16 protein-coding genes are annotated in these 22,401 nt (G+C 58.1%); 13 read left to right on the top strand and 3 right to left on the bottom strand.

Annotation, left to right across the window (positions count from 1 at the left end; translation table 11 throughout):
• Positions 1–245: 245 nt before the first annotated feature.
• The 11 genes from fes (at position 246) to KUE00_RS01780 (ending at position 14,614) form a co-directional block, all read left to right on the top strand.
• Positions 246–1,484 (top strand): enterochelin esterase, encoded by a 1,239-nt coding sequence (gene fes / locus KUE00_RS01830; protein ID WP_246757780.1) that lies wholly within the window; start codon positions 246–248, stop codon positions 1,482–1,484.
• Positions 1,471–1,683, top strand: coding sequence for an MbtH family protein (locus KUE00_RS01825; RefSeq protein WP_246757779.1), 213 nt, complete (start codon positions 1,471–1,473; stop codon positions 1,681–1,683). Before fes ends, KUE00_RS01825 begins: the two co-directional genes overlap by 14 nt.
• A complete protein-coding gene (locus tag KUE00_RS01820; protein WP_246757778.1) occupies positions 1,680–5,597 on the top strand; it encodes an enterobactin synthase subunit F in 3,918 nt (1,305 codons plus the stop codon). Before KUE00_RS01825 ends, KUE00_RS01820 begins: the two co-directional genes overlap by 4 nt.
• Positions 5,594–6,847, top strand: coding sequence for an enterobactin transporter EntS (gene entS, locus KUE00_RS01815; protein ID WP_246757777.1), 1,254 nt, complete (start codon positions 5,594–5,596; stop codon positions 6,845–6,847). Before KUE00_RS01820 ends, entS begins: the two co-directional genes overlap by 4 nt.
• A gap of 202 nt (positions 6,848–7,049) precedes the next feature.
• Entirely contained in the window at positions 7,050–8,228 is a 1,179-nt protein-coding gene (locus tag KUE00_RS01810; protein WP_246757776.1) for an isochorismate synthase, read from the top strand.
• Between the two features lie 10 nt (positions 8,229–8,238).
• Positions 8,239–9,849 (top strand): (2,3-dihydroxybenzoyl)adenylate synthase, encoded by a 1,611-nt coding sequence (locus KUE00_RS01805; protein ID WP_246757775.1) that lies wholly within the window; start codon positions 8,239–8,241, stop codon positions 9,847–9,849.
• 14 nt (positions 9,850–9,863) lie between these two features.
• Complete coding sequence (locus KUE00_RS01800) at positions 9,864–10,715, top strand: isochorismatase (RefSeq protein WP_246757774.1); 852 nt, start codon at positions 9,864–9,866, stop codon at positions 10,713–10,715.
• Positions 10,712–11,464, top strand: a complete 753-nt coding sequence (gene dhbA / locus KUE00_RS01795; protein WP_246757773.1) for a 2,3-dihydro-2,3-dihydroxybenzoate dehydrogenase — start codon at positions 10,712–10,714, stop codon at positions 11,462–11,464. Before KUE00_RS01800 ends, dhbA begins: the two co-directional genes overlap by 4 nt.
• Positions 11,464–11,886, top strand: coding sequence for a proofreading thioesterase EntH (gene entH, locus KUE00_RS01790; protein WP_246757772.1), 423 nt, complete (start codon positions 11,464–11,466; stop codon positions 11,884–11,886). The genes dhbA and entH overlap by 1 nt, the downstream gene beginning before the upstream one ends.
• A gap of 116 nt (positions 11,887–12,002) precedes the next feature.
• Positions 12,003–13,001 carry a 7-bladed beta-propeller protein YncE gene (gene yncE, locus KUE00_RS01785; protein WP_246758071.1) on the top strand — a complete coding sequence of 333 codons (999 nt, stop codon included), beginning with the start codon at positions 12,003–12,005 and terminating at the stop codon, positions 12,999–13,001.
• A gap of 176 nt (positions 13,002–13,177) precedes the next feature.
• Positions 13,178–14,614 carry a glycoside hydrolase family 1 protein gene (locus tag KUE00_RS01780; protein WP_281434434.1) on the top strand — a complete coding sequence of 479 codons (1,437 nt, stop codon included), beginning with the start codon at positions 13,178–13,180 and terminating at the stop codon, positions 14,612–14,614.
• Between the two features lie 96 nt (positions 14,615–14,710).
• Here KUE00_RS01780 and uxuR read toward each other — a convergent pair whose 3' ends face one another.
• The 3 genes from uxuR to uxuA all read right to left on the bottom strand — a co-directional run bounded on the left by uxuR (position 14,711) and on the right by uxuA (position 18,236).
• Entirely contained in the window at positions 14,711–15,499 is a 789-nt protein-coding gene (gene uxuR / locus KUE00_RS01775) for a Uxu operon transcriptional regulator (protein WP_246758070.1), read from the bottom strand.
• Between the two features lie 120 nt (positions 15,500–15,619).
• Positions 15,620–17,035 (bottom strand): glucuronate isomerase, encoded by a 1,416-nt coding sequence (gene uxaC / locus KUE00_RS01770; protein WP_246757770.1) that lies wholly within the window; start codon positions 17,033–17,035, stop codon positions 15,620–15,622.
• 22 nt (positions 17,036–17,057) lie between these two features.
• Complete coding sequence (gene uxuA, locus KUE00_RS01765; RefSeq protein WP_246757769.1) at positions 17,058–18,236, bottom strand: mannonate dehydratase; 1,179 nt, start codon at positions 18,234–18,236, stop codon at positions 17,058–17,060.
• A gap of 376 nt (positions 18,237–18,612) precedes the next feature.
• On the opposite strand from uxuA, the gene KUE00_RS01760 reads away from it, so the two are divergent.
• Together KUE00_RS01760 and KUE00_RS01755 are read left to right on the top strand one after the other, a co-directional pair.
• Complete coding sequence (locus KUE00_RS01760) at positions 18,613–19,914, top strand: MFS transporter (protein ID WP_246757768.1); 1,302 nt, start codon at positions 18,613–18,615, stop codon at positions 19,912–19,914.
• A gap of 13 nt (positions 19,915–19,927) precedes the next feature.
• On the top strand, positions 19,928–22,333 hold the full coding sequence (locus tag KUE00_RS01755) for a glycoside hydrolase family 31 protein (protein ID WP_246757767.1): 2,406 nt from the start codon (positions 19,928–19,930) through the stop codon (positions 22,331–22,333).
• Positions 22,334–22,401: the final 68 nt, after the last annotated feature.

Here is a 22,401-nt window from a genome sequence, read left to right as displayed (position 1 = left end):
TATCTTTTTTCCTGCCCTTATTTTTTCCTTTCCTGTCTCTTAAGGTCGCCTTACCCCCTGCTTTACCGCTATTCAGGCCAGATCATAGCCGCCTTTCCTTGCTAATCCCTTGAATTTATATGGCTTATGTTAAAGCCGTCCGTGGCGCCAACTCACCGGTTCGTCACCTTTTCTTATTGCAAATGAAAATTATTATCAATAAAATTGACGCCGTTCCGGTTTTACCTCTTATATAAGGCAATGATATGGCTGGCAGTTTAGAAAGCGATCCTGTTGTAGCCTGGCCGCAAAAGCCTGGCCTGGTTTCGCCTTCAATCGTGACGGAGGGCGATATTTGCACCGTGACGTTTTACTGGCAGGACCCGGCCGGTGGGGAGCTGACTTCATCGGTTAAACGGGTCTGGATCTATATAACCGGCGTGACCGATCACCATCAGCCGCGCGCACCGCAAAGCTTACAGCGTATTGACGGCAGCGACGTCTGGCAGTGGCAGGTCCGCCTGAACGCCAGCTGGCGCGGCAGCTACTGTTTGATTCCTTCCACCAGCGAAAACGACTTTTCCGCCGCCGCGCTGCAACAGCCGCCGGATCGCACGGCACTGCGCGAAGGCTGGCGCAAATTGTTGCCGCAGGCCATTGCCGATCCGCTTAATCCCAACAGCTGGCAGGGGGGACGTGGTCATCCCGCCTCCGCGCTGCATTTACCGCAGGCACCCGCGCAGCCGGGCTGGGACAAAAATGAAACCGAATTTACCGCGCCTCGCTGCATCCAGTGGCAAAGCCAGCGCCTGGGCAATCAGCGCCGGGTATGGCTTTTTACCACTGGCGAAAGCCCGCAGCCGCTGCCGCTCGCCATTTTGCTGGACGGCAAATTCTGGGCAGAACAGATGCCGGTATGGCCAGCGCTACAGGCGGAGACCAACTGCGGCCATTTGCCGCCAGCGGTTTATCTGCTCATCGACGCGATTGATACGCAGCATCGCGGTCAGGAACTTACCTGTAATCCCGATTTCTGGCTGGCCGTCCAGGAAGAGCTGCTGCCGCTGCTGTCCACGCAGGTTAGCTGGCGCGACGATGCCACGACAACGGTGGTTGCCGGGCAGAGTTTTGGCGGCCTTTCCGCGCTTTACGCTGGCCTGCACTGGCCGCAGCGCTTCGGCTGCGTGCTGAGCCAGTCCGGCTCGTTCTGGTGGCCGCATCGTCAAAAGACGGGCGAACCTGGCTGGCTGGCAGAGCAGCTGACCAAAGGTTTAGGCAAGGGTAGCCCGCTGCGCATTTATCTGGAAGCTGGCCTGCGTGAGCCGGTTATTTTACGGGCTAATCAACATATTTATCCGCTACTGCAAAGGGCGCATCCCTCGCTGCACTATCGCCTTTTCGACGGCGGGCACGATGCGCTTTGCTGGCGCGGCGGTTTGATCAACGGCCTGACCACGCTGTGGCAACCTTTTCACTTATCCGGAGTTTTCGATGGAACAGAGTAATCCTTTCGATCGCCCAGAGGGCCCGTTTTTCATTTTGCAAAACGGCAAGCGTTACAGCCTCTGGCCTGAACACTGTACGTTGCCGGCAGGCTGGCAGCGGGTGTATGGCCCGGCTACGCAGCAGACCTGCAACGACTGGCTGGCTGGCCGCTGGCAGAACCTGACCCCGGATTGCGCCGCAGCGGAGAAAACATCATGACTATTGAAACAGGCGAAACGCTGGTGAAGAAAATAACACAGCAGGTAATGCCGCTGGTTGCCGCGCAGCCAGGCATCTGGATGGCGGAGCAGCTTTCGCCGCAGGTCAACGCCTGGAGCGTGGCGCACTACGTCGAGCTGAACGGCGAATTGAACGAGCCGCTGCTTTGTCAGGCGGTAGTCAGCGGCATGCAGGAGGCCGACACGCTGCGCATGCGTTTTGATGAGCAGGATGGCGTGCCGGTGCAGTGGGTTGATAACAACGCTGTTTTCGCCGCGCCGCGCTGTGTCGATCTCCGTCAGGAGGCCGATCCGGTTGCTTCGGCGCTGGCCGCAATGCAGCAGGATCTCGATCAGGATTTACGCATCAGCAGCGGCAGCCCGGTTTATTGCCATATCATTTTCCGCTTAAGCGACACGCGCTGGTACTGGTATCAACGTTTCCATCATCTGGTGGTCGACGGCTTCAGTTTTACCGCGATTACCCGCCGTATCGCGGAAATTTATACGGCGCTTTGCGCAGGGACGCCGCCGCAACCAACGCCGTTTGTGCCTTTTAGCGAAGTAGTGGAAGAGTACGATCGCTACAACGCCTCGGCGACCAGGCAACGCGATGCCGCTTTCTGGCAGGAGCAGGCCAGCCAGTTACCGATGCCGGCCAGCCTTTCGGTGCTGCCGCTGGACGGGCAAAGCGCCACCACGCGGCTAATCCGCCAGCACTTACGGCTCGACAGCAAAGATTTTCAGACGCTGCTGGGACAGAGCAGTCTTAACGCGGCGGAACTGGCGCTGGCGCTGGTAACGGTGTGGCTTGCGCGCCTTAGCGGAAGGAGTGAATACAGCGCCGGATTTATTTTTATGCGCCGTCTGGGATCGGCGGCGTTAAGCGCGACCGGACCGGTACTGAACGTCCTGCCGATGGCGGTGCGCATTGAGCCCCACACCACGCTGCCGCAGCTGGCCGAGCGGCTTCAGCAGCAGCTGAAAAAGGTGCGTCGCCACCAGCGTTACGATGCCGAGCAGATCCAGCGCGACATTGGCCAGCTTAGCCCGCTGTTCGGGCCGGTGATCAACCTGAAGATGTTTGATTACCGCCTCGATTTTGCCGGGATAGAAGGCGTGACGCATCAGCTGGCATCCGGGCCGGTTCGCGATCTGGAAATCGCGCTTTATCTTGACGAGCAGGGCAACGTATCGCTGGAAGTGCTGGCGAACGCCGAACGCTATCAGGCACAAACGCTGCGCGCGCATCTGGACAGGCTGCCGTTGCTGCTTAACCAGTTTGCGCTCAATCCGCAGATGGACTGTGGCCGCGCAGACCTGCTGCATCCTGGTGAGAAACAGCTCTTGCAGCAGGTTAATGATACGGCAGTTGACGTTAAGATGACGACGCTGAGCAGCCTGATTATCGAACAGGCGCGGCGCACGCCAGACGCGTCGGCACTGGCCGATGAACACTATCACTTTACCTATCGTGAAATGCGCGAGCAGGTCACGGCGCTGGCGCATGAGCTGAAGAAAAAAGGCGTTCAGGCGGGGGATATCGTGGCCGTGGCGCTGCCGCGCTCGGTATTTCTGTCACTCTCGCTGCAGGCGATTGTCGAGCTGGGCGCCGCCTGGCTCCCGCTGGACACCGGCTATCCGACAGACCGACTGAATATGATGCTGGAAGATGCCGCGCCGCGCCTGCTGATTACCACTGAAGAGCAGCGAAGCCGCTTTGATGCTGGCGTGCAGAGCTTCTGCTATCACGCGCCGCTTGCTTTATCCGCTGGCTCCATCGAGCAGGATCTGTCGCGTCCGCACCATACCGCCTACGTCATCTATACCTCTGGCTCAACCGGCAGGCCAAAAGGCGTCATGGTCGGGCAGGAAGCGATTGTTAACCGACTGCTGTGGATGCAAAACCACTATCCGCTGGGCGCAGATGATGTCGTCCTGCAAAAAACGCCGTGCAGCTTTGACGTGTCGGTCTGGGAGTTTTTCTGGCCGTTCCTGACCGGTGCTCAGCTGGTGATGGCGCCACCGGAAGCGCATCGCGATCCGCAGGCGCTACAGGCGCTGTTTAGCCGCTATCGCGTTACGACCACGCACTTTGTTCCCTCAATGCTGGCGGCTTTCGTGGCGGCGTTGCAGGATGACGGCGCGTGCGCCTCTCTACGTCGCGTTTTCTGTAGCGGCGAAGCGCTGCCGACCGATCTCTGCCGTCAGTGGCAGGCCAAAACCGGCGTGCCGCTGCACAACCTGTACGGCCCGACCGAGGCGGCGGTGGACGTCAGCTGGTATCCGGCTTACGGCGAGGCGCTGCAAAAGGTGACCGGCTCCAGCGTGCCGATTGGCTATCCGGTGTGGAACACGGGGCTGCGCATTCTCGACGGCAACATGCAGCCGGTTCCGCCAGGGATCGCAGGCGATCTTTACCTGACCGGCGTGCAGCTGGCCCAGGGTTACCTGGCGCGTCCGGATCTGACCGCCAGCCGCTTTATTGCCGATCCGCAAAGCGACGGTGAACTAATGTACCGCACCGGCGACGTGGCGCGCTGGCTCAGCGATGGCGCGGTGGAATATCTGGGCCGCAGCGACGATCAGCTTAAGATCCGTGGGCAAAGGATCGAGCTGGGTGAGATCGATCAGGCGCTGCTGTCGCTGGATAACGTAGCGCAGGCGGTGACCAACGCGTGCGTGCTGGGTAACGCCAGCGCAGGCGGCGATCAGCGCCAGCTGGTCGGCTATGTGGTTTCCGCAGCGGGCGAGCTTGATCTGGCCGCGCTGCGTGAACAGCTGAGCGAACGTTTGCCCGCGCACATGGTGCCGGTGGTGCTGGTGCAGCTGGAGGCTTTCCCACTCAGCGCTAACGGCAAGCTGGATCGCAAAGCGCTGCCGCTGCCGCAGCTGGCAAGTGCAGAAGGGCGTGCGCCAGCGGAGGGCGTGGAAACTATAGTGGCTGACGCTTTCGCCCGCCTGCTGGAATGCGAGGTGCGCTCGGTTAACGACGATTTCTTCGCGCTCGGCGGCCATTCTCTGCTGGCAATGCGGCTGGCGGTCGATCTGCGCCGCCGCCTCGATCGTCCGGTGACGGTCGGTCAGGTGATGGTTGCTTCTACCGTCGGCGCGCTGGCCGCTCAGCTCGCGCAGCAGCAAACGGAAGAGGAAGCGAGCCGTGCAGGTATGGAAACGATTTTACCGCTGCGCCGTACGGACGGCCCCACGCTGTTCTGCTTCCATCCCGCTTCTGGTTTCGCCTGGCAGTTCAGCATCCTGCAACGCTATCTGGATGCGCGCTGGTCGCTAATCGGCATTCAGTCGCCGCGTCCACGCGGGCCAATGCAGCAGGCAGATAATCTGGATGAGGTATGCGACCACCATCTGGCCACGCTGCGCCAACAGCAGCCGCACGGGCCTTATTATCTGATGGGCTACTCGCTTGGCGGCACGCTGGCGCACGCCATTGCCGCACGTTTGCAGGCCGCAGGGGAACAAGTGGCGTTCCTGGGTTTGCTGGATACCTGGCCGCCGGAAACGCAAAGCTGGGGAAGTACGGAGCAGCTGGACGAAGAGGTGCTGGCGGAAATCAATCGCGAGCGCGAAGCCTTTATGGCGGCGCAACAGGGGCTGCGTCAGTCGCTGGAAGCGGCGGCGAGCAACGATTTGTTCAGCACTATCGAAGGCAACTATGGCGACGCCGTACGACTGCTGGCCACCGCGAAAAGCCGTCATTTTGCGGGCGAGGCAACGCTTTTTGTGGCGCAAAAAACGCTTAAGCCCGGTCAGGATGCGCAGACGGCCTGGGCGCCCTGGCTGGACAGCCTGCAAACCTGGCCAGTTGAGTGCGCCCACGTCGATATTATTTCGGCAGAAGCGTTCACCCATATTGGCCCACGCCTCAACCAACTTCTTAACCAGGCGACCGGATGAAAAAACACGCTTTTATGCTCAGCCTTAGCCTGCTGAAAACGCATCCTGCTTTTCGGGCGGTATTTATCGCCCGCTTTATCTCGATCCTGGCGCTGGGCCTGCTGGGCGTCGGCGTGCCGGTACAGATCCAGGCGCTGACCGGTTCTTCGTTGCAGGTTAGCCTTGCGGTCACGCTGACCGGCCTGGCGCTGTTTACCGGCCTGATGTACGGCGGCGTGCTGGCAGATCGTCACGAGCGCCGCCGCCTGATCCTGTTCGCCCGTTCTACCTGTGGGCTGGGCTTTATTGGTCTGTGCATCAATGCCGCGCTGCCGTCGCCTTCACTGACGGTGATTTATCTGCTGGGGCTGTGGGACGGCTTCTTCGGCGCGATTGGCGTAACGGCGCTGCTTGCCGCCACGCCCGCGCTGGTGGGGCGCGAAAACCTGATGCAGGCTGGGGCTATCACTATGCTGACGGTCAGGCTTGGCGCGGTAATTTCGCCCATGGTGGGCGGCGTGCTGCTGGCTTCCGGCGGCGTCTTCTGGAACTTTGCGCTGGCGGCGGCGGGTAGCTTTATTACGCTAATCCCGCTGCTGCGTTTGCCGCAGCTCCCGCCGCCGCCGCAGTCGCACGCCAAACCGCTGCATGCGCTGCTGGAAGGCCTGAAATTTTTGTTCAGGCATCCACTGATTGGCGGCGTGGCGCTGGTGGGCGCTTTGCTGACTATGGCGACGGCGGTGCGGGTGCTCTATCCGGCGCTGGCAGTGCGTTGGGATTTGAGCGCGCAGCAAATTGGCTTTCTCTACGCGGCTATCCCTTTAGGTGCGGCAGCGGGGGCGTTAACCAGCGGTAGTCTGGCACAGCATCCACGCCCCGGGTTGGTGATGTTGCTGAGCGCTATTGTGGCTTTTGCGGCGGTAGGGCTATGCGGGCTGATGCCTTACTGGCAGGCAGGCGCGCTGTGCCTGATGCTGTTCGGCTATCTGAGCGCGCTAAGCGCATTGCTGCAATACACGCTGATCCAGAATCTGACGCCGGACGCCATGCTGGGCCGCATCAACGGCCTGTGGACGGCGCAAAACGTGATGGGTGATTCTCTGGGGGCGCTGCTGCTGGGTGCCATGACCACCGTCATGCTACCTGCCGCCGCCGCCAGCAGCAGCGGGCTGGGACTGGCGCTTATCGGCGTCGTGCTGGCCTGTGCTTTCGGCTCCCTCAGGCGCTATCGCCAGCCGGTTCCCGAGCCGGTAGAAAGCGTCGCAAAATAATCTTGCCCTGCCAGCTTCTGCGGGCAGGGTACACGCTTAGTTTAAAGGCGCTAATACTGCGCCAGGTCGCGGCGTGAGGTTTTCCGCTTCTTTAAACTGTGATACGGCGCTTGACATCACAAAATATTTACTTAAAGTTACGCGTTGATAATGCAAATGATAATCATTATTAACCTTATTATCGCTGTGGCTGGAGGCCGATATGGAGACGCTTTGTGCTGATGACGTTAAAACATCAGTTCCTCTCTCAACCGAGAGCTTTTTCTTCGGATCCGCGTGGAAAAGCTTAATCACTCAGGGTCGCTTCGCCGAAGTCACCTGTCCTGCCGCCGACGGCGACAATTTGCAGGGCGCGTTTCAGCAACAGGTGCGTAGCGCCTTTGCGGCGGCAAAAGAGAAGGGGATCGTGCGTCCGATACTGGTTGGCGCTATTCCGTTCGATACGCGGCAGCCTTCCGCTCTGTTTATCCCCGAACGCGCGGAAACCTTTTCGCGCCAGCAGCAGATTGCCGCAGCCCAACGGGCCAGCGCTACGCCAAATCCGGTTATTACAGGCCGCCGGGCCATTCCCGAGCAGGCAGAGTTTCAGGAGATGGTGGCGCGAGCGGCAGAAGCGACCGCTCAGCCAGGTTTAGACAAGGTGGTGCTGTCGCGCCTGATCGATATCACGACGGAAGAGCCGGTCAACGCCGCCGCGCTGATGAACAGGCTGGTGGCGCTTAATCCCACCAGCTATCACTTTCACGTTCCGCTGGCGGATGGCAGTACGCTGCTGGGTGCCAGCCCGGAGCTGCTGCTGCGTAAATCTGGCGAGGCCTACTTTTCGCTGCCGCTGGCCGGTTCCGCACGCCGCGACCACGGCGACAAAGAGCGGGACCTGGCCGTTGGCGAACAGCTGATGTTTTCACAGAAAGATCGCTATGAACACCGCCTGGTCACCAGCGCGATGCACGACGTGCTGAAGCCGCGCAGCAGTCACCTGAACGTGCCGGACAAGCCTGAGCTGATTACCACCTCAACGCTGTGGCATCTGGCGACCGCGATTGAAGGCAAAACCAGCTCGGCGCAGGAAACGGCGCTTTCGCTGGCCTGCCTGCTGCATCCTACGCCTGCGCTCAGCGGCTATCCGCACGTTGCGGCCCGCCAGTGGATTGAAAAGCTGGAGCCGTTCGATCGTCAGCTGTTCGGCGGCATCGTTGGCTGGTGTGACGACGAAGGCAACGGCGAATGGGTGGTGACCATCCGCTGCGGCACCCTGGCCGGAAAAAATATCCGCCTGTTCGCCGGGGCGGGCATTGTTCCGGCCTCGTCGCCAGAGTCGGAGTGGCGCGAAACCGGCGTCAAGCTCAGCACCATGCTGCACGTATTTGGACTGCAATAAGGACATTTCCATGACGATTTCCTATTCCCGCTGGCCAGCCGATTTTGCTGCCCGCTACCGTGAAAAAGGCTACTGGCTGGATCTGCCGCTGACGGACATTTTGTCGCGTCAGGCAGATAATTCCTGCACGGCGCTGATTGAAGGCGACCGCGAATACAGCTATCAGCAGCTTGAAGCGGCCAGCAGCCGTCTCGCTGCTGCCTTACAGCGTCGCGGCCTGAAGTGTGGCGATACCGCGCTGGTGCAGTTAGGCAACGTGGCGGAATTTTATATCGTGCTGTTTGCGCTGCTGAAAATCGGCGTAGCGCCGGTCAACGCGCTGTTCAGCCACCAGCGCCAGGAGCTGGATGCCTACGCCAGCCAGATTGAACCCGCCTTGCTGATTGCCGATCGGCAGCATGCGCTGTTTGCCAGCGACGACTATCTACAGCCGCTGCGCCAGCGCTATCCCTCGCTGCGCGAAGTGGTGCTGCGTAATGCCCGCGAGGATGATATCTCGCTGGAAGCGTTGATCGCTGAAGCGCAGGGCGATTTTGTTGCCGCTCCTTCAAAGGCTGACGAAGTGGCGTTTTTCCAGCTTTCCGGCGGCAGTACCGGGACGCCAAAGCTGATCCCACGTACGCACAACGACTACTACTACAGTATCCGTCGCAGCGTGGAAGTCTGCCGGTTTAACGAAAAAACTCGCTATCTCTGCGCGCTACCGGCAGCGCATAACTATCCGCTCAGCTCGCCCGGCTCTTTAGGCGTGTTTTACGGCGGCGGCTGCGTCGTGCTGGCGAGCGATCCAAGCGCCAACCTCTGCTTTCCGCTCATTGAAAAACATCAGATTTCGGTTACGGCGCTGGTGCCGCCAGCGGTCAGCCTCTGGCTGCAGGCGATTCAGGAGTGGGGCACCAGTCGTGCGCTCAGTTCGCTGCAGCTGCTGCAGGTTGGCGGGGCGCGGTTAAGCGAAGCGTTGGCAGCGCGTATTCCGGCGGAAATCGGCTGTCAGCTTCAGCAGGTGTTTGGCATGGCAGAAGGGCTGGTCAACTACACGCAGCTGAACGACGACGCCTGGCATATTTGCTCAACCCAGGGCAAGCCAATGAGCCCGGATGACGAAGTCTGGGTCGCGGACGAGCAGGGCAACCCGCTGCCGCCGGGCGAAACCGGACGGTTGATGACGCGCGGCCCGTACACGTTTCGCGGCTACTATCGCAGCCCGGAGCACAATGCCAGCGCCTTTGACGCCAACGGCTTCTACTGCTCTGGCGATCTGATTTCCATTACGCCGGACGGCTATATCTGCGTGCAGGGCCGCGAGAAAGATCAGATCAATCGCGGCGGTGAAAAAATAGCGGCGGAAGAGATCGAAAACTTACTGCTGCGCCACGAAGCGATTCTGCACGTCGCGCTGGTCTCCATGGAAGACAGCCTGCTGGGTGAGAAAAGCTGCGCCTTTATTGTCGGCAAGCGCCCCGTGCGCGCCGTAGAGATCCGCCGCTATCTGCGCGAGCTGGGCGTTGCGGATTACAAATTGCCCGACCGCATCGAAACGGTTGACGAGCTGCCGCTGACGCCCGTTGGCAAAGTGGATAAGAAACTGCTGCGTCACCAGCTGGCCGCGCAAACTAACTGAATTCTGGAGAAAACATGTCTATTCCTGCACTAAAAGCCTATGCACTGCCGACCGCAGCCGATCTGCCTGAAAACAAGGTGAAGTGGGCGTTTGACCCTTCGCGCGGTGCGCTGCTTATCCACGATATGCAGAACTACTTCATCAATTTCTGGGGCGAAGATTGCCCGATGATCAAACAGGTCATCAGCAACATCGCGGCGCTGCGCAGCTACTGCCGTCAGAACAATATTCCGGTTTACTACACGGCGCAGCCGAACCATCAGAGCGATAAAGACCGCGCGCTGCTGAACGATATGTGGGGGCCGGGCCTGAACAAGCATCCGGAGCAGCAGAAGGTAGTCGCCGAACTGGCACCGGAAGAGGGCGACGAAGTGCTGGTAAAATGGCGTTATAGCGCCTTCCACCGTTCGCCGCTGGAGCAGCATCTGAAAGAAACCGGCCGCGACCAGCTGATTATCTGCGGCGTGTATGCCCATATCGGCTGCCTGACCACCGCTATTGATGCCTTTATGCGCGACGTGCAGCCTTTTATGGTGGCGGATGCGCTGGCCGACTTCAGCCGCGACGAGCATTTGATGGCGCTGAAATACACCGCCGGGCGTGCCGGGAAAGTCGTCATGACCGAAGATCTGCTGCCGGTGCCGCAGAGCATTGAACAGCTGCGCGCGCTGGTACAGCCGATGCTGGACGAGGACGAAACGCCGGAAGATGACGAAAACCTGATCGACTACGGTCTGGATTCGGTACGCATGATGGCGCTGGCGGCACGCTGGCGCAAAGCGTTCGACGATATCGACTTTGTCATGCTGGCTAAAGAGCCCACGCTGGCGGCCTGGTGGCGTCTGCTGACGCGGGAGCGCGCATGAGTTTCGATTTTACGGACAAACACGTATGGGTAACCGGTGCCGGAAAAGGCATCGGTTATGTTACCGCGCAGGCTTTTCACGAGGCGGGCGCAAAGGTAATTGGGCTGGATCTGGCGTTTCCGCAGGCTGACTATCCGTTCCAGACGCACGAGCTGAACGTGGCCGATGCGCAGCAGGTCAAAGATGTTTGCCAGCGGCTGCTGCTGGAAACGCCACGGCTGGATGTGCTGGTGAACGGCGCAGGTATTTTGCGCATGGGAGCGACCGACGAGCTGGACGTGGCTGACTGGCAGGCGGTGATGGCAGTTAATGTCGGCGGTGCGTTTAACCTGTTTCAGCAGACGATGCCGGTATTTCGCGCCCAGCGCGGCGGCGCTATCGTCACTGTTGCATCAGATGCGGCACACTGCCCGCGCATTGGCATGTCTGCCTATGGCGCTTCCAAGGCGGCGTTGCGCAGCCTTAGTTTGACCGTTGGCCTGGAGCTGGCGGGTTACGGCGTGCGCTGCAACCTGGTATCGCCTGGCTCTACCGATACGGATATGCAACGCACGCTGTGGCACAGCCCCGATGCGGAGCAGCAGCGTATTCGCGGCTTTGCGGAACAGTTTAAGGTCGGTATCCCGCTGGGCAAAATCGCCCGGCCGCAGGAGATCGCCAGCACTATTCTGTTTCTTGCGTCCGATCAAGCCAGCCATATCACCATGCAGGATATCGTGATTGACGGTGGAAGTACGCTGGGGGCGTAATGCAAAAATCAATCTGGAAACGCCAGCTGAGCCTGGACGAGCTGAATCGCATGGGGGACGGATCGATGGTCGCCCATCTTGGCATGATTTTCACGCGGCTGGATGAGACGGAACTGGAGGCATCGATGCCGGTCGATGCCCGCACGCAGCAGCCGTTTGGCCTGCTGCACGGTGGCGCTTCGGTGGCGCTGGCGGAAACGCTGGGCTCGATGGCGGGTTTTCTGACCAGTCAGGAAGGACAGTGCGTGGTTGGCACCGAGATTAACGCCAGCCACCATCGCGCCGTGACCGGCGGCACCGTTCGCGGCGTCTGCCAGCCCTTGCATCTGGGGCGCAGCCAGCAGGTCTGGGAAATCGCTATTTTTGACGAGCGGGATCGGCGTTGCTGCACCGCGCGGCTGACAACAGCCATCTTAGGATAAGCATTCGCGGCTGCCGTAGCTTCTGCGGCCGTCCGCCGTTTTCATAACGTTAATTACATGGAGAGAATATGAATTTTAATTTCAGCCGCGGAAAAGGGTATCTTCTGACGCTGGCGATGTTTGCTGCCGCGCTGCCGGCCCACAGTGAAACCACCGATCCGCTACGCCAGCCGGTAGGCAAAGGCGCTTACGAAATGGCTTACAGCCCGTCTCAGCAGGCGCTTTATGTCTCTACCTCGCAAAGCCGCCAGCTGGACAAGGGCGGCATCGTTTATCGCCTGAACCCGCAGACGCTGGCGATTACCCAGGCCATTCACAATGACCTGAAGCCTTTCGGCACCGCTATCAATACCAAAACCGACACGCTGTTTATTGGCAATACGCTGAACAGCGCAATAACGGCTATTGATGCAAAAAGCGGCGACGTTAAAGGACGTCTGGTTCTGGATAAGCGTCCGCGCAGCGAGACCTTCCGTCCGCTTGCGCCGCGCGAGCTGGTGGTAGATGAAAGCACCAATACCGTTTACGTCAGCGGCGTGGGCGAAGAAAGCCAGATTTGGGCTGTGGACGGCGACGCGTTGACGCTGCGCCATACCTTTACCGGCTTAGGCAAGCGTTCTACCGGCCTGGCGCTGGACGCGCAGGCGCACCGCCTGTATGCCACGGGCGGTGATAACGAGCTGTTTACCTTCGACACCACCAGCAACAAGCTGTTATCGAAGGTAAAACTGGCCGAAGGCGAGCATTTCTTCCTGAACATCAGCCTGGATACGGCTGCGCATCGTGCTTTTATCACCGACTCTAAGCAGGCTGAGCTGCTGGTGGTAGATACCCGCGACGGTAAGGTCATGCAGAAAGTCGCCGTGCCAGAATCGCTGGCGGTCTTGTTTAACCCGCAGCGCAACGAGATCTACGTGACCCACCGCGATGCGGGTGAGGTCAGCATTATTGACGGCAAAACCTATAAGGTGCTGAAAACCCTTAAAGCGCCGACGCATCCAAATAGCCTGGCGCTGTCGCCGGACGGCCAGACCCTCTATATCACCATCAAGCAGGCTTCTTCCCGCAAGCAGGAAGCCACCGCACCTGACGACGTTATGCGCGTCGCGCTGTAACCCTCTCCCGGAGGCCTGGCTTCCGGGATTTTTCATTCCGCGTAGTGAACAGCTCCTGTCGGCTATTGTTCCCTCGCCGTATTAGTTCCTGTTAGCGCTGCCGCTTTTGCTTTAAAATCCTCCGGTGCTTCAGTCAATTGCTGTTAAAACCTGTCGTTTTAAAAAGGATGAATGCAATGAAAGAAAGGTTTCCGCAAGGCTTTATGTGGGGCGGAGCGACCGCCGCGAATCAGGTTGAGGGCGCTTATGATGAGGAGGGTAAAGGACTCTCAATCGTCGATGCCATTCCCGGCGGCAAAGAACGCCTGGCTATCGTGTCCTCTCCCGACTTTGATTTCACCGTTGATCCCTCTCGCTATACCTATCCCAACCATAAAGGCATCGATCACTATCATCGCTTCCGCGAAGATATTGCGCTATTTAAAGAGATGGGTTTCAAATGCTATCGCTTCTCAATTGCCTGGACACGCATCTATCCCAATGGCGTAGAGTTGCAGCCTAACGAAGCGGGCCTGCGTCATTATGACGAGGTTATTGACACCTGCATCGCGCACGGCATCGAGCCGGTTATCACTATCTCGCATTATGAGATGCCGCTGCATCTGGCCACCGAATTTGGCGGCTGGAAAAACCGCGACGTTATCGGCCACTTTGAGCGCTTTGCCCGCACGGTGCTGGAGCGCTACGGCCAGAAAGTAAAATACTGGATGACCTTTAACGAGATCAACAGCGCGGCGCATTTCCCGATGATGAGCCAGAGCATGACGGTAAAAACCGGCGCGCTGGATCCGCAGGCGAAGTTTCAGGCGTGGCACAACCAGTTTGTCGCCAGCAGCCTGGCGGTAAAAATTGCCCACGAGACCAATCCCGCTATTCAGATTGGCTGTATGGTGATTTTCGCTACCGCCTATGCGTATGACTGCAACCCGCTGAACCAGCTGGCCACGCTCCAGGAAATGCAGTCGTTTAACTACTACTGCGCCGACGTGCAGGTTACCGGCAAATATCCTTACTACGCCAAAAACCTCTGGCAAAAGCTTGGCGTGAAGCTGGATATCCAGCCGGGCGATCTGGCGTTAATTAAACAGCACACGGTGGACTACATCGGCTTCAGCTATTACATGTCTACCACCATCAACAAAACGCATACCGACGCGGCGGGCACCCAGGGAAATCTGCTGGGCGGCGCGCGCAATCCGTTCCTTGAAGCCAGCGACTGGGGCTGGGAAATCGATCCGGTTGGCCTGCGTATTGGGCTGAATCTGCTGTACGACCGCTATCAAAAGCCGCTGTTTATTGTCGAAAACGGCCTGGGCGCGGTGGATAAGCCGGATGAACATTTCAACGTCGAGGATGACTATCGCATTAACTATCTGCGCCAGCATATTGAAGCGATGGCAGAGGCGATTGAGGATGGCGTAGAGCTGATGGGATATACGCCGTGGGGCTGTATCGACCTGGTCAGTATGTCCACCGGCGAGATGAGCAAGCGCTACGGCTTTATCTATGTCGATCTGGACGACACCATTTCCGGCACCGGTAACCGCTACAGGAAAAAATCGTTTTACTGGTATCAGAAAGTGATTGCCGGTAACGGCAGCGACCTGAGCTAAGGCCTTTTCCTTTATTCAGCCTGCCCGGCAGGCTGAAATCGTCTCATGGCTTCGTTCAGGTCTTATAGCTTGTCGGGGCGGAAATAAATTAAGGCCTTAGCTTTCATTTTGCTGGTCGCTGACCTTGTCCAGCGGCCAGGAGTCAAACAGATAGCCGTCAAAATCGATGTCGTCCACGTCAGAAAACTGCAGCAGGCGGCGCTTTACGTTTTCCAGATGCTGCCACATGGCAAGCTTTGCCGCGCGGGCATCTTTTTTAATCAGCGCGACCAGAATTTTTTTATGATCGCTCAGCCACTCTTTACGGTAGTGCGTATTGGCCAGATGCCGATGCAGCTGGCTCCACATGGTATTGTTCTCGCGCCACTGCCAGGACTGTTTAAACAGCTCCACCAGCATGCTGTTATGCGTCGCCTGCGCTATCGCCAGGTGAAAGTTCATATCGCCGTTTTCGGTTTCATTAACCGCGCCGGAAGCCAGCTCTCTCTCTTCCAGCTCCAGCGCCTGCCGCATTTTACGGATATCGTCACGCGTCGCCTGAATGGCGGCGAATTCGGCGATATTGCTTTCCAGCAGCTGGCGCGCCTGTAGCATTTCAAAAGGGCCGGCATCGTTGCAGCTGCTTGCTTCATGGGCAACAGGCTCCGGCGTCATACGCTCGCCGAGGACAAAGATCCCCGCGCCGCGCCTGACCTCAATTAATCCTTCCAGCTCCAGCATGATCAGCGCTTCGCGTACCAGGGTGCGGGTTACGTTCAGCTTCTCGGCGATTTCGCGCTCAGGCGGCAGACGCTCCCCGATAGCGTAAGGTTTTTGCGCAATCAGCTTGCGCAGCATTTCGCCAACTTCCTGATAGGGACGCTGTTGAGAAGAGTTTAATTTCATCATGTTCTTATGCTGGTTAACCTGCCGGGGGCCGCTATGTAAAAGCGGACTATAACATACCGGTACGAAGTATCGGACCTGTTGCTGGCCGCGCCTTTTCTCCGGAGCGGTCGAATCAGGCTAAGATGCCGCGGCAAAATAGCGCTGCGCATTATTAAAACAGATATCCTGCACCATGCTTCCCAGGAGCTTCCTGTCATCAGGCACGCTGCCTTCCATGACCCATTCGCCCAGCATATTACAGAGAATACGGCGAAAATATTCATGGCGAGTATAGGAGAGAAAGCTGCGAGAGTCGGTCAACATGCCGACAAACTGGCTGAGCAGACCCATCTGCGCCGTCTGCTCCAGCTGGCGCAGCATGCCGTCTTTCTGGTCGTTAAACCACCAGGCGGCACCAAACTGAACCTTTCCGGCCACGCCTTCCTGCATAAAATTGCCGCTCATGGTCGCCAGCACTTCGTTATCTCTGGGATTCAGGCAGTAGAGAATAGTTTTCGGTAGCTGGTTGTTGACGTCCATGCAGTCAAGCAGGCGAGCCAGCGGCAGGGCGATAAGGCCGTCGCCAACAGAATCGAAGCCGCAGTCCGCGCCAAGCTGACGGAACATCCGGGTATTGGTGTTGCGCAGCGCGCCAAGGTGATACTGCATTACCCAGCCGCGCCGCGCGTATTCACTCCCAAGCCAGACCAGTACCGTGGTAGTAAAACGCGCGATATCCAGCTCTGCCAGCGGTTCGTTGCGTCGGCGCTTCGCCAGGATGGTATCCAGCGTGGCGTCATCTACCGGCTGGGCAAAACGTAACGTTTCAATACCGTGATCGGCAGCCCGGCAGCCGTGCGCGGAAAAATGGTCGAGACGACGGAGCAGGGCGCGGCGCAGCGCGTCAAAGCTGTCGATAGCCACGTCCGCTGCGGCTTCCAGCTTTGTCAGATAGTCGGTGAATCCGTCGAGTTCAATTTTAAACACTTTGTCCGGCCGCCAGCTCGGCGCAACGTCGATATCAAAGCTATCGTCTTCGGCAATCTGGCGATGTGAGGCCAGCGAATCAACAGGATCGTCGGTGGTGCCAACCATCCGCACGTTCATCTGTCGCATAATGCCGCGCACCGAAAATTCCGGCGTCGCCAGCTTTTCCCGGCAGCTGTCCCAGATAGCCTTAGCGGTATCCGGCCCCAGCAGCGTATCGGTAATGCCAAAGGGACGGCGTAGCTCCAGATGCGTCCAGTGATACAGCGGATTACCCAGGGTTTTGGGCACGGTATGCGCCCACGCCAGGTATTTTTCGTAGTCCGTGCTGTTTTTCCCGGTGATTAACGCTTCGCTCACCCCCGCGGCACGCATCGCCCGCCACTTATAGTGATCGCCATCCAGCCAGAGCTGACCGGGATTATCAAAGCGGCGATCGCAGGCGATCTCCTGCGGATTTAAATGGCAGTGAAAATCATAAATGGGCATAGCCGCCGCGTAATCGTGATAGAGCTGGCGGGCGGGCTCGCTTTTTAACAGGAAATCGGCGTCCATAAATTTGTGCATCGTAAGGCTCTTGCGTTAAGGATTAAAAGAAAGCGCGATGGATGGCCAGTTCAACGCCGCGCACTTCCGCCAGACCTTTCAGGCGGCCAATAGCCGAATAGCCGGGGTTGGTCTTTTTCTGCAGATCGTCCAGCATCTGATGACCGTGATCGGGCCGCATCGGGATAAGATCTTCTTGTCCGGCGGCTTTACGGCGATACTCTTCGCTGGCAATCGCCTTGACGACCGCAAACATATCGACGTCGCCCGCCAGATGCGCAGCTTCATGAAAACTATTAGGGTTTTCCTCGCGTTGGGTTGCGCGCAGGTGGGCAAAGTAGATTCGTGGCCCGAACCGTTCAACCATAGCGGCCAGATCGTTGTCGGCGCGGACGCCCAGCGAACCGGTACAGAAGGTAAAGCCGTTCGCCATGCTTTTGACCGTATCGATCATCCACTGCATATCGTCGGCGGTGGAAACGATGCGCGGCAGGCCCAGAATAGGGCGCGGCGGATCGTCCGGATGCACCGCCATGCGCACGCCCACTTCTTCCGCTACCGGAATAATGCCGTGCAGGAAATGGCTGAAGTTTTCGCGCAGTCTGGCTTTGTCGATATCGGCATAACGGCGTAGCTGTTCGCGCAGCTGGTCAAGGGTATAGCCTTCTTCAGCGCCCGGCAGGCCAGCAATAATGTTGTTAATCAGCCGCGTTTTTTCTGCTTCGCTCATATGGGTAAAGCGCTGTTGGGCCTGGGCGATCTCTTCGTCCGTATAGTCGGCTTCTGCGCCGGGACGCCGTAAAAGATGCAGCTCAAACACGGCAAAAGCAATCTGATCGAAGCGGAGCGCCTTTGCACCATCCGGCAGTTCCCACGCCAGATCGGTGCGCGTCCAGTCAAGGATCGGCATAAAGTTGTAGCAAACGGTTTTGATACCGCACGCCGCCAGGTTACGCAGCGTCTGCTGATAGTTTTCGATCCATAACTCACACTGCCCGCTGCGGGTTTTAATCTCTTCATGAATCGGCACGCTTTCCACCACCGACCACACCAGGCCGGCGGCTTCAATTATCGCCTTGCGTTCGCGGATGGCTTCCTGCGACCAGACTTCGCCATTAGGGATCGAATGCAGCGCCGTGACAATGCCGGTTGCGCCAGCCTGCCTTGCATTGGCAAGAGAAACGGGGTCGTTGGGGCCATACCAGCGCCAGGTTTGTTCCATTTTTTAACCTCCAGAGAGAGCGAAGCGGCGGCTAATTGCCAGCGCTCGTCGCCAGTAGAGGCAGAATCGGACACCGCTGGAAATAAGTCAACCAGAACACGTAATTTGGTTAACCACGTCACAAATGTAAAACGATGCTGGCGACCCGAAAACGGAACTGTGTTTCACTCCTGCTCGTGATGCCAGTGCTGTTTCGCTGATGTAAGCCCCTGCGACAGCTTATCCTTACGGACTGTGGGCGCATCCTTGTCCTGTCTTTTTCGATGGTGAAACGATAAATAATGACGATAGCCCTGGCTTTAAATTGGTTGACCAATTTAATCTGACCGACATGCCGGACGCCAGGCGGGGCACGCTCGTGAACATGGAGACACAGATGAACCGCAGTTTAGAAAGACAAATAAGCGCCACAGGCAGTAAACGTATTTTCCTTAACCTGCGATGGTGGGTACTGATCCTGTTTTTAACCGGCGTTACGGTTAACTATATCACCCGTAACTCGCTGGCGATTCTGGCGCCCGAGCTGAAAACCAGCCTGGGGATCACCACGGAACACTACTCCTGGATAGTGGGCGCTTTTCAGCTTGCCTATACCCTGTTCCAGCCGATTTGCGGCTGGCTGATTGACGTCATCGGCCTGAAGATCGGCTTTATGATCTGCGCGACGATCTGGGCGCTAACCTGCCTGCTGCATGCGGGCGCCGGAAGCTGGCTACAGTTAGCCATTCTGCGTTTTATCATGGGCGGCGCGGAGGCGGCGGCAACGCCAGCTAATGCCAAAGTGCTGGGCGAATGGTTTCCTAAAAAAGAGCGGCCGATAGCGGCAGGCTGGGCCGGGGTAGGCTTTTCCATCGGCGCGATGCTGGCTCCGCCCATTATCTATTTTGCCCATGCCTCGTTTGGCTGGCAGGGCGCTTTCCTGTTTACCGGTTTTCTGGCGATTTCCTGGGTCGGCCTCTGGGCGCTTTTCTATCACAATCCGGCGACGCATCCCAACCTGGGCGCGCAGGAGTTAGCGCTGATCCAGCAGGATAATGAGCCGCCAGCCGTCAAGCAGAGCTTCTTCCGCGCGCTCAAATCGGTGGCAAAAAACAAACGCTTCTACGGTATTGCGATCCCCGCTTTTATGGCTGAGCCAGCCTGGGGCGTTTTAAGCTTCTGGGTACCGCTTTATCTGGCCAACGAGCTGGGGATGGATTTAAAACAGATCGCCATGTTCGCCTGGCTACCGTTTCTGGCCGCCGATCTGGGCAGCGTTGCCAGCGGCTATCTGACACGTCTTTATACCCGGCTGTTTGGCTGTACCCAGGTAAACAGCGTCGTGGCCAGTTCGATCACCGGCGCATTTTTAATGCTGTCGCTGGCGCTGGTTGCCGTGACCAAAGACCCTTATGTCGCCATTGCCTTAATCTCCGTTGGCGGCTTTGGGCACCAGATTATCTCCTGCATGCTGAGTGCGCTGGTGGTAGAAAAATTCGATAAAGGAGAAATGGCGACCGTCAACGGCATGCGCGGCTCCTTCGCGTGGATATCCAGCTTTCTTTTTTCCCTGCTTATCGGCATCACGGCGGACAAAATTGGCTTCAATCCGCTGTTTATTGCGATGGGCTTTTTCGACCTGATCGGCGCACTGTTTCTGATTGCTTTTATTGCTGAACGCCGCGCCACACGCGCCTGAAGAGAAGATAACGATGAAAACGCTTAAGCACTGGACCTTAAACGCCTCGGACAACAATAGTATTGAACTGCTGGTGGATAACCGCCATTTGCTCACTCTGGCCGTGCTGGAACAGCAGTTGATACGGGTGACGCTTAAACGTCACGGCGAGCTGGCGCTGGACCGTACCTGGAGCATCGCGCCGAAAGAGGATGTGCCGTGGGAGGGGCGTCCGCGTGCGAGCCTGGCCGGTTTTTCCCTGCCTGGCTACTCGCTTAGTGAACAGGATGACCGGCTGGTTATCGCCACGGCGCGGCTCAGGGTCACGGTGCATCAGCCGCTGTGGCTGGAATGGCACTATCGTAACGATGCCGGTGAATGGACGTTGCTGGCCAGCGATCGTCCCAGCGGTGCCTATCTGGTCAACGCACACGGCGATGGCGTTGCCCACTATCAGCGCCGGATGAGTGACGAACGCTACTATGGCCTGGGCGAAAAAGCCGGTGATTTGCAGCGCAACGGCAAGCGTTATGAAATGCGTAACCTGGACGCGATGGGCTATAACGCCGAGTCAACCGATCCGCTTTATAAGCACATTCCGTTTACGCTGACCCACCGGGGCGAAGCCAGCTTCGGCGTTTTTTACGACAACCTGAGCAGCAGCTGGTTTGATTTGGGTAACGAGCTGGATAACTATCATCAGCCTTATCGCCGCTGGCAGGCGGAAAGCGGTGATATCGACTACTACTTTTTTGCCGCTACGCGCATTGTTGACGTGACCAAAGCTTTTGTCCGACTGACCGGGAAAACCTTCTTTGGACCGAAATGGAGCCTGGGCTACAGCGGCTCTACCATGCATTATACGGACGCGCCAGATGCCCAGGCGCAGCTGCTGAATTTTATCAGCCTGTGCCAGCAGCACGCGATCCCCTGTGACTCTTTCCAGCTCTCCTCCGGCTATACCTCGATTAACGACAAGCGCTACGTGTTTCACTGGAACAGTGAAAAGGTGCCGCAGCCGGAAGCGATGAGCCAGGCTTTCCACGAGGCCGGTCTGCGGCTGGCGGCAAATATCAAGCCCTGCCTGTTGCAGGATCATCCTCGTTACCAGGAGGTGGCCGAACAGGGGCTGTTTATTCAGGATTCAGAAAGCGACGCGCCGGAACGTTCTGTGTTCTGGGATGATGAAGGTTCTCATCTGGATTTTACCCATCCTGGCGCGATAGCCTGGTGGCAGGAAAACCTCACCAGCCAGCTGCTGGCAAAAGGAATTGATGCCAGCTGGAACGACAATAACGAGTATGAGGTCTGGGACGGTGAAGCGCGCTGCCACGGCTTCGGCAAGCCGCTGGCGATTAAAAATATTCGCCCGGTAATGCCGCTGTTGATGATGCGCGCCTCAATGGAAGCGCAGCAGCGTTTCGCGCCGGAAAAACGACCTTTTTTAATCTCCCGTTCTGGCTGTGCCGGGATGCAACGCTATGTGCAGACGTGGAGCGGCGATAACCGTACCAGCTGGCACTCGCTGCGCTACAACATTCGTATGGGATTAGGCATGAGCCTTTCCGGCCTGTACAACGTGGGGCACGACGTTGGCGGTTTTTCCGGCGACAGGCCGGACGCGGAGCTCTTTGTGCGCTGGGTACAAAACGGCGTTATGCATCCTCGTTTTACTATCCATTCCTGGAACGATGACGGCACCGTTAACGAACCCTGGATGTATCCCGCCGTGACGCCTGCCGTACGCGAGGCTATTGCGTTACGCTATCGTTTGCTGCCCTACCTTTATACGCTGCTCTGGCAGGCTTATCGTGACGATGAGCCAATGCTGCGCCCGACCTTTCTTGACCACGAGCACGATGCCCAGACCTTTAATGAATGCGACGAGTTTATGCTGGGTCGCGATCTGCTGGTGGCCAGTGTGGTAGAGCCGGGACAGCGCGAGCGCCGCCTGTGGCTGCCGGATAACCAGAGCGGCTGGTATGACTTTTATAGCGGTCAGTGGTACGGCGGCGGACAGTGGATCTCACTGCCCGCGCCGTTGGAAAGGCTGCCGCTGCTGGTCCGTGCCGGAGCCGGACTGCCGATAAGCCAGCGTCTGCAACACGTTGACGTCAGCGCCGATATTTACCGCGAGCTGCGACTGTTTCCGCTACAGGGTGCCGGAACGGCCAGCGGGTCGCTCTTTGAAGATGATGGTGAATCCTGGGGCTACAAAGAGGGCAATGCGCTGCTGGTTGACTGGGAGATGCAGTGCGACGCCGACGCGGTACGATTAACACTCTCTCGTAAAGGGCACTTTAAACCGGCCTGGCAACAGCTGGCCGTTCTGCTGCCCAAAGGGGAACGGCGTCGCCTGTTTATTAACGGCCTAGAACAGGCCGCCGGGGCTGCGGCTATCGTGGCAGAACTGCCAGAAAAAGCGTGGGAAACAGAGTAAATTCGCTACAGAGTAAAATCGTCACGGACTTTATAAGTTCGTGGCGTTATTTTAACTATGCGGAACAG

This window comes from Erwinia phyllosphaerae, assembly GCF_019132875.1.
In the GTDB taxonomy this organism is placed as follows: domain Bacteria; phylum Pseudomonadota; class Gammaproteobacteria; order Enterobacterales; family Enterobacteriaceae; genus Erwinia; species Erwinia phyllosphaerae.
This window is presented reverse-complemented; position numbering and strand designations above follow the sequence as displayed.

Excerpts from the sequence above, each read along its gene's own strand:
- yncE (WP_246758071.1), top strand. The coding sequence starts at position 12,003 with ATGTTTGCTGCCGCGCTGCCGGCCCACAGTGAAACCACCGATCCGCTA.
- KUE00_RS01810 (WP_246757776.1), top strand. The coding sequence starts at position 7,050 with ATGGAGACGCTTTGTGCTGATGACGTTAAAACATCAGTTCCTCTCTCA.
- KUE00_RS01760 (WP_246757768.1), top strand. The coding sequence starts at position 18,613 with ATGAACCGCAGTTTAGAAAGACAAATAAGCGCCACAGGCAGTAAACGT.
- KUE00_RS01825 (WP_246757779.1), top strand. The coding sequence starts at position 1,471 with ATGGAACAGAGTAATCCTTTCGATCGCCCAGAGGGCCCGTTTTTCATT.
- entS (WP_246757777.1), top strand. The coding sequence starts at position 5,594 with ATGAAAAAACACGCTTTTATGCTCAGCCTTAGCCTGCTGAAAACGCAT.
- KUE00_RS01780 (WP_281434434.1), top strand. The coding sequence starts at position 13,178 with ATGAAAGAAAGGTTTCCGCAAGGCTTTATGTGGGGCGGAGCGACCGCC.
- uxuR (WP_246758070.1), bottom strand. The coding sequence starts at position 15,499 with ATGAAATTAAACTCTTCTCAACAGCGTCCCTATCAGGAAGTTGGCGAA.
- fes (WP_246757780.1), top strand. The coding sequence starts at position 246 with ATGGCTGGCAGTTTAGAAAGCGATCCTGTTGTAGCCTGGCCGCAAAAG.
- KUE00_RS01820 (WP_246757778.1), top strand. The coding sequence starts at position 1,680 with ATGACTATTGAAACAGGCGAAACGCTGGTGAAGAAAATAACACAGCAG.
- uxaC (WP_246757770.1), bottom strand. The coding sequence starts at position 17,035 with ATGCACAAATTTATGGACGCCGATTTCCTGTTAAAAAGCGAGCCCGCC.
- KUE00_RS01800 (WP_246757774.1), top strand. The coding sequence starts at position 9,864 with ATGTCTATTCCTGCACTAAAAGCCTATGCACTGCCGACCGCAGCCGAT.
- KUE00_RS01755 (WP_246757767.1), top strand. The coding sequence starts at position 19,928 with ATGAAAACGCTTAAGCACTGGACCTTAAACGCCTCGGACAACAATAGT.
- KUE00_RS01805 (WP_246757775.1), top strand. The coding sequence starts at position 8,239 with ATGACGATTTCCTATTCCCGCTGGCCAGCCGATTTTGCTGCCCGCTAC.
- uxuA (WP_246757769.1), bottom strand. The coding sequence starts at position 18,236 with ATGGAACAAACCTGGCGCTGGTATGGCCCCAACGACCCCGTTTCTCTT.
- dhbA (WP_246757773.1), top strand. The coding sequence starts at position 10,712 with ATGAGTTTCGATTTTACGGACAAACACGTATGGGTAACCGGTGCCGGA.
- entH (WP_246757772.1), top strand. The coding sequence starts at position 11,464 with ATGCAAAAATCAATCTGGAAACGCCAGCTGAGCCTGGACGAGCTGAAT.